We start from the raw sequence: 7198 nt of genomic DNA on the forward strand, positions 1-7198 counted from the left end.
GCCCTTGCGCAGGCGATCACCACGAAATAGGCGCGCCGCGCGCGTTCAGCGGCGCTCGGCCGCGCTCCGGTCACGAAGCGCGCGGAATTCTGATCCCGCGCGCCATTCGGGCCACGCCCGCCCGTCGGCGAGCTCGCGCCCGACGGTGTAGAGCAGGTCCACGTCCTGCGCCGCGCCGCGCAGATCCCATTTCGGCGACCAGACATCGCACGCCTGATGGTAGCAGGTCATGTAATCGGCCAGCCAGGCATCGCCGGCTGCGCGCCCGCCCGTCACCAGATCGTGGCCGCCGCTCATCCCCATCAGCAGCAGCGCGGGAACCCCGCGCCGCGCGACCGAGAAATGATCGGCGCGGAAATAGAGGCCGCGCTCGGGCAGCGCCTCGGGCGTGATCGTGCGGCCCTGCTTGGCGGCAGCGGCGGCGAGCCGATCCTCCAGATCGGTCTGCCCGTCGCCGACCAGCACCACGTCGCGTGCCGGGCCGGCGGTCTGCAGCACGTCCATCGTCAGGTTGGCGACCGTCTTCTCCAGCGGATGGATCGGGTGGGCGGCATAAGCCTCGGACCCGAGCAGCCCGCGCTCCTCCCCGGTCCACAGCGCGAACAGAACCGTGCGCCGCGGTTTCGGGCCGCCTCGAAAGGCGCGCGCCGCCTCCAGCACGCCGGCCACACCGATTGCGTCGTCGGCCGCGCCGGCTCGTACCGTCCGCCCTTGCGCATCGGGCGTACCGGTGCCGTAAGCGTCCCAATGCGCGCCGAACATGACGGTCTCGTCCGGATGGGCGGAACCGGTGATCTTGCCGATCACGTTCGCGCTCTCGATCCGCTCCAGATCGACCGGAAGGTCGGCGGAGAAGCCGGCGCCGGGCAGCGGCACCGGCCGGAAATCCGCGCGCCGCGCGGCGATGCGCAGCGCGTCGAGGTCGAGCCCGGCGCGCGCGAACAGCGCCTTGGCCGCCCTGCCCTCCAGCCATCCCTGCAACAGCACGGGCACGGGATCGGCTGGCCCACGCGCGATGTCGTAATTGCCGCCGGCGGGGGCCACAACCGTGCTCCACTCATAGCCGGCGCCGGACGTATCATGCACGATCAGCGCCCCGATCGCGCCGCGCCGCGCCGCCTCCTCCTATTTGTAGGTCCAGCGCCCATAATAGGCTTCGCGCCGCCCGCCAAAGCGGCCCGCGACCGGATCGCCCGCTTCGGCCGAGAAATCGGGGTCGTTGATCAGGAAGACGGCGACCTTGCCCTTGAGGTCGACGCCCTTGAAATCGTCCCACTGCCGCTCGGGCGCGCTGACGCCGTAGCCGACGAACACCATCGGCGCGTCGGCGATCGCGACCCGGTCGACCGGGCGGATGGTGCTGACGTAGATCCCCTCCCCCTGTACAAGGGACATGGCGGCCGCGACGCCCACCGCGGCGCGCATCGTGCCCGTGCCGATCCGCGTCCGGATCATCGGCACCGGCTGGACGAAGCTGCCGCCGGGTGCTGCCGGTTCCAGCCCCAGCGCCTTCATCCGATCGACCAGATAGGCGACGGTCTTCTTCTCCCCCGCCGTGCCGGGCGCGCGTCCCTCATAAGCGTCGGAAGCGAGCGTGCGCACGATCGCCGACAGCCGCTCGGGGTCGATCGGCCCGCTCGCCTGCGCCGCGAGCGGCTGCGTAAGCGCTGCGGCGGCGAGGAGGGTCGTGAGACTGGGAACGCGGCGCATATTGATCTCCTTGGGACGGTTCCCGCCATAGCGCGCATGCGGTCGGGCACCAGCCCGCGTTGCGGCGATCGTCGCACATTGCTATAGAGCCCCGTCCGCCCCGCGTGCGCCGTTGCCGGCCGCGTCGGGGCGATCTTCTTTTCGGCACGCTCAGGAGAGCCCATGTCCCGCCGCCGCCAGATCTACGAGGGCAAGGCCAAGATCCTCTACGAGGGCCCAGAGCCCGGCACGCTCATCCAGTATTTCAAGGACGACGCCACCGCGTTCAACGCTCAGAAGAAGGGCACGATCAGCGGCAAGGGCGTGCTCAACAACCGCATTTCCGAGCATGTGTTCACGCTGCTCGGTCATATCGGCGTGCCGACCCACTTCATCCGCCGCCTCAACATGCGCGAGCAGCTGATCCGCCAGGTCGAGATCGTGCCGATCGAGGTCGTGATCCGCAACGTCGCGGCCGGATCGCTGTCGAAGCGGCTCGGAATCGAGGAAGGGACGCAGCTCCCCCGCACGATCATCGAATATTATTACAAGGACGACGCGCTCGGCGATCCACTGGTCAGCGAGGAGCATATCGCCTGCTTCGGCTGGGCCAGCCAGGACGAGATGCACGACATCGCCGACATGGCGATCCGCGTGAACGATTTCATGTCGGGCCTGTTCGCCGGCGTCGGCATCCGGCTGGTCGACTTCAAGCTCGAATTCGGCCGCATCTGGGACAATGATTTCGCCCGCATCATCCTGGCGGACGAGATCAGCCCCGACGGCTGCCGCCTGTGGGACATGGCGTCGGGCGAAAAGTTGGACAAGGACCGCTTCCGCCAGGATCTGGGCGGCGAGGTCGAGGCCTATCAGGAAATCGCCCGCCGGCTCGGCCTGCTGCCCGATGGCGAGAATACGGTGCTGGACATGGCCGAGCACCGTAAGAACCGGGGAAAATAATCGCTGATGGCGCGTTGCAGGGTCATGGTCCGGAAATCGCTCCTCCCCCTGTGCGGCGCCGTCGCGATACTGTCCTGCCCGCTGGGTGCGTCGGCACAGATGCCCATGCTGGTCTCGACACAGTTCAACTGCGACGCGCTGACCGTGACGCAGAAGCTGAAGCCCTTGGTGAAGCAGGAACTGGGCCCGGCCCATTCGCTTGAGGCGGCCGCCGCGGTGCTGACCCGCCATCAGGTTCCGTTCGAGCGTAGCCGGGGCATGATGACGATGTCCGACGTTCCCCAGAAAGTCGTCGATCAGATCAATACCCTGCCACAGGGCGAACCGATCATCCTCCCTAACGGGGAGGGCGTGGCGATCTGCGTGCTGCGCCCTTCGGCGGACTCTTACTGACCGGGAGGCGGTTGCCCGTCGACGCCGCGATATGCGACACGGGCGACGGAGAAAGCCCATGTTTCGCCGCCTGTTCCTCGATCACCCCGCCAGCGTCGATGAAAGCTACGGCCAGCATTTTCGTGTCGCCGCGGGTTTCGGGGTGACGATGATCATCGGTGGACTGGCGGCGCTGGTTCACGCGCTCGTGCCCGCGCTGTGCAAGACGACGGGCAGCAGGGCGGTCAGGCGGCTGCATGAACGGCTGACCGGCGACCCGCAACGCGACGGCCGCCGACCCGATTTCGAAATCTAAGCCGGCCGGCGCGCCGGCTCCTCACGCGTATGCGTGGGCGCGCGCGAGCGCGCGGGGTGGCTTTTCGGCCTCTGCGTGACTAGAGGATGACACGGCCCGCCACTCGCGGGCGCGAAACCTCGATCGAACGGAAAGACCCTCTTGGCCACGACCCCGCCTGCCGCACCCGGCAGCGACATCTCTCCCATCAACATCGTCGACGAGATGAAGTCGAGCTACCTCGACTATGCCATGTCGGTCATCGTCGCGCGCGCCTTGCCGGACGTGCGCGACGGTCTGAAGCCGGTCCACCGCCGCATCCTTTACGCCAGCCAGGAAGGCGGCTTCGTCCCCGGCCGTCCCTATCGCAAGTCGGCGAAGATCGTCGGCGACGTGATGGGCAATTACCACCCCCACGGGGATTCCGCGATCTACATGGCGCTCGCCCGCCTGGCGCAGGATTGGTCGATGCGCCTGCCGCTGATCGACGGCCAGGGCAATTTCGGGTCGATGGATCCCGATATGCCGGCGTCGATGCGCTACACCGAGGCAAGGCTCGCCAAATCTGCGATGAGCCTGCTCGAGGATATCGAAAAGGATACGGTCGACTTCGGACCGAACTATGATGGGTCGCGCGAAGAGCCGCTGGTCCTGCCCGCCCGTTTCCCCAATCTGCTGGTCAACGGCGCGGGCGGCATCGCCGTCGGCATGGCGACCAACATTCCGCCGCACAACCTTGGCGAGGTCATCACCGCCTGCAAGGCACTGATCGCCGCCAAATTCTCGGGCGAGCCGGTCAGCGACGAGGATCTGCTGGATATCGTCCCCGGCCCCGATTTCCCGACGGGCGCGCTGATCCTCGGCAAGGGCGGCGCGCGCAGCGCGCATCTGAACGGGCGCGGATCGATCATCATGCGCTCGCGCCATGTTGTCGAGGAAGGGCGCGGCGAACGCCGCTCGATCGTGCTGACCGAAATCCCCTATCAAGTCGGCAAGGCCGGATTGGTCGAGGGGATCGCCGAGGCCGCCAAGGACAAGCGGATCGAGGGCGTCAGCGACATCCGCGACGAATCGAACCGCCTGGGCGTGCGCATCGTCATCGACCTGAAGCGCGACGCCACACCCGAAGTCGTGCTCAACCAGCTCTGGCGCCATACGCAGGCGCAGACCAGCTTCCCCGCCAACATGCTCGCGCTGCGCGGCGGGCGGCCCGAAATCCTCACGCTGCGCGACATCCTGGAAGCCTTCATCGGCTTCCGCGAGGAGGTCATCACCCGCCGTTCCAAGTTCGAGCTGATGAAGGCGCGCGAACGCGCTCATATCCTGCTCGGCCTCGTGATCGCAGTCACCAACCTCGACGAGGTGGTGCGGATCATCCGCGGCTCGTCGAGCCCCGCAGAAGCGCGCGGCGCCCTGCTCGCGCGAGAATGGCCGATCGCCGAGATTGCGCAGTATATCCAGCTGGTTGAAGCGGTCGAGACGGAGATCGAGGGCGACACCTATCGCCTGTCCGAGGCGCAGGTTCGCGCGATCCTCGATCTCCGCCTCCATCGCCTGACCGCGCTCGGCCGCGACGAGATCGGTGACGAGTTGCGCCAGCTCGCCGGATCGATCGGCGAATTGCTCGAAATCCTCGGCAACCGCCGCCGCCTCTACGAGGTGATGGAGGAGGAGCTTGACGCGATCAGCGCGTCCTTCGCCACGCCGCGCCGGACCGAGATCGCGCCTGCGGGCGACGATATCGACGACGAGGATCTGATCGAGCGCGAGGACATGGTCGTGACCGTGACGCTCGGCGGCTACATCAAGCGCACCCCCCTCACCACGTTCCGGACGCAGGCGCGCGGCGGCAAGGGCCGCTCGGGCATGGCGACCAAGGACGAGGACGCGATCACCAAACTGTTCGTCACCTCGACGCACACGCCGGTGCTGTTCTTTTCGACCGCCGGCAAGGTCTATCGCCTGAAGGTCTGGAAGCTGCCCGAGGGCGCGCCGCAGGCGCGCGGGAGGCCGATGATCAACCTGCTGCCCCTGGCGCCGGGCGAGACCATCTCGACCGTGCTGCCTCTGCCCGAGGACGAGGCGGAATGGGGCAAGCTGCACATCCTGTTCGCGACCGCCAAGGGACTGGTCCGCCGCAACAGCATGGATGCCTTCACCAACATCCGCGCCGCCGGCAAGATCGCGATGCGCTTCGGCACCGACGACGAGAGCGAGGATGCATCCGACCGGCTGATCGGCGTGTCGCTGCTGACCGAGGACGACGATGTCCTGCTTGCGACGCGCAACGGCAAGGCGATCCGCTTCGCCGCGACCGACGTGCGCGAGTTCCAGAGCCGCACATCGGCAGGCGTGCGCGGTGCGCGCCTCCTCAACGGAGACGAGGTGATCTCGCTGTCGATCCTCAAGGGCTTCGACGCCTCCACCGAAGAGCGCGACGCCTATCTCCGCGCCGCGCCGTGGAAGGAGAATGGCGCCGAGCCGACGCTCAGCGTCGAGCGGATGGCGGAGTTCGCGGCGGCGGAGGAATTCATCCTCACCGTCTGCGCCAACGGCTATGGCAAGCGCTCGTCCGCCTACGAATATCGCCGGATCGGGCGTGGTGGACAGGGCATCACCAATATCGACAATCTCGAGCGCAACGGCCCGGTCGTCGCCAGCTTCCCCGCGCATAATGGCGAGCAGCTCATGCTCGTCACCGATCAGGCCAAGCTGATCCGCATGTCGGTGGGCGATACCCGCGTGATCGGGCGCGGCTCGGCCGGCGTCCGCCTGTTCCACGTCGCGAAGGACGAGCATGTCGTGTCCGCCGCGCGGATCGAGGAGAGCGAGGACGAGGCCGAAACCGACGTGCGCGACGAGATCGCGGCGCTCTCGCCCGAAATCGATCCGCAGGTCGAAGGGGACACGGCCGAGGATCTATCGGACGGGGGCGAAGCGGACGGCGCCGACGAGGGCTGAGGGTCGGGGGTCAAGGGAACCCCGCCGGTGGGATCAGGCGTTGCATCCGTGGGCTGCCGGCGTGACCACCGGAACGCCCGAGAGCAATGGAGAGCAGCATGCCCGATGCCGTCGCCTACAAGGTTCTGACCGCCGACCAGCTCGCATCGCTCGAACGCGACGGCAGCTTTGCGGGCGCGCCGGTCGATCTCGCGGACGGCTATATCCACCTGTCCACCGCCGATCAGCTTGCCGGCACGATCGACAAGCATTTTGCCGGCCAGGAGGATTTGCAGCTCCTCGCGGTCGACCTGGAGGCGCTGAGCGACGCGGTTCGCTGGGAGGAATCGCGCGGCGGCCAGCTCTTCCCGCACGTCTATGCGCCGCTCACGCTCGAAACCGTGCTGGCCTACAGCCCCCTCGCCTACGAGCCCGACGGATCGATCCGCCTGCCCGTCGCGGGTTGAGCGAGGATCATCAGGGGTCGGATGCCCTCGCCTCGCCCGCGCTGCCGATCGACGCATCGACCAGCCCCATCCGCATCATCCACCAGAAGATTAGGATGCCGGGCATCGCAATCAGAGTGGTGAGCAGGTAGAAGTTCACGTAGCCCAAAGCATCGATCAGCGCGCCAGCGGTGGTACCCGTGACGAACCGGCCGACGACGCTCGCCGCCGCCGAGATCAGCGCATATTGTGACGCGGTGAAGCGCAGATCGCATAGCGCCGAGAAGTAGGCGATCACCGTCACGCCGCCGATCCCGCTGGCGAAATTCTCGAACCCGATCGCCGCCGCCATGCCGGGATTGCTGTGCCCCGCCGCCGCAAGTGCCGCGAAGGAGAAGTTCGACACCGCCATCAGGATCAGGCTGAGCATTACCGACCGCTTGAGGCCCATCCGCGCGTACAGGATGCCGCCGACGAACGTGCCCGCCATCAGCGC

Annotated in this window: 5 protein-coding genes and 2 pseudogenes; 5 read left to right on the top strand and 2 right to left on the bottom strand. The window is 67.5% G+C overall.

Going from position 1 to position 7198, the window contains the following annotated elements:
• Nucleotides 1-45: 45 nt before the first annotated feature.
• A pseudogene (locus tag ACOJSF_RS12665) lies at nucleotides 46-1710 on the bottom strand (M20/M25/M40 family metallo-hydrolase).
• 162 nt (nucleotides 1711-1872) lie between these two features.
• Here ACOJSF_RS12665 and purC point away from each other — a divergent pair.
• The 5 genes from purC to ACOJSF_RS12690 all read left to right on the top strand — a co-directional run bounded on the left by purC (nucleotide 1873) and on the right by ACOJSF_RS12690 (nucleotide 6723).
• Entirely contained in the window at nucleotides 1873-2649 is a 777-nt protein-coding gene (gene purC / locus ACOJSF_RS12670) for a phosphoribosylaminoimidazolesuccinocarboxamide synthase (protein WP_420142561.1), read from the top strand.
• A gap of 99 nt (nucleotides 2650-2748) precedes the next feature.
• A complete protein-coding gene (locus ACOJSF_RS12675; protein ID WP_420142562.1) occupies nucleotides 2749-3042 on the top strand; it encodes a hypothetical protein in 294 nt (97 codons plus the stop codon).
• Between the two features lie 58 nt (nucleotides 3043-3100).
• The gene (locus tag ACOJSF_RS12680) at nucleotides 3101-3337 is read left to right on the top strand and encodes a DUF6356 family protein (protein WP_420142563.1); all 237 of its coding nucleotides are present in this window, start codon (nucleotides 3101-3103) and stop codon (nucleotides 3335-3337) included.
• A gap of 141 nt (nucleotides 3338-3478) precedes the next feature.
• Nucleotides 3479-6277, top strand: a complete 2799-nt coding sequence (gene gyrA / locus ACOJSF_RS12685; protein ID WP_420142564.1) for a DNA gyrase subunit A — start codon at nucleotides 3479-3481, stop codon at nucleotides 6275-6277.
• 98 nt (nucleotides 6278-6375) lie between these two features.
• Nucleotides 6376-6723: a DUF952 domain-containing protein gene (locus ACOJSF_RS12690; RefSeq protein ID WP_420142565.1), complete on the top strand. Its 348-nt coding sequence runs from the start codon at nucleotides 6376-6378 to the stop codon at nucleotides 6721-6723.
• A 10-nt stretch (nucleotides 6724-6733) separates the two neighbouring features.
• Here ACOJSF_RS12690 and ACOJSF_RS12695 read toward each other — a convergent pair.
• A pseudogene (locus tag ACOJSF_RS12695) lies at nucleotides 6734-7198 on the bottom strand (MFS transporter); the annotation flags it as partial.

It is taken from the genome of Sphingomonas sp. (assembly GCF_048594985.1).
Taxonomy (GTDB): domain Bacteria; phylum Pseudomonadota; class Alphaproteobacteria; order Sphingomonadales; family Sphingomonadaceae; genus Sphingomonas_I.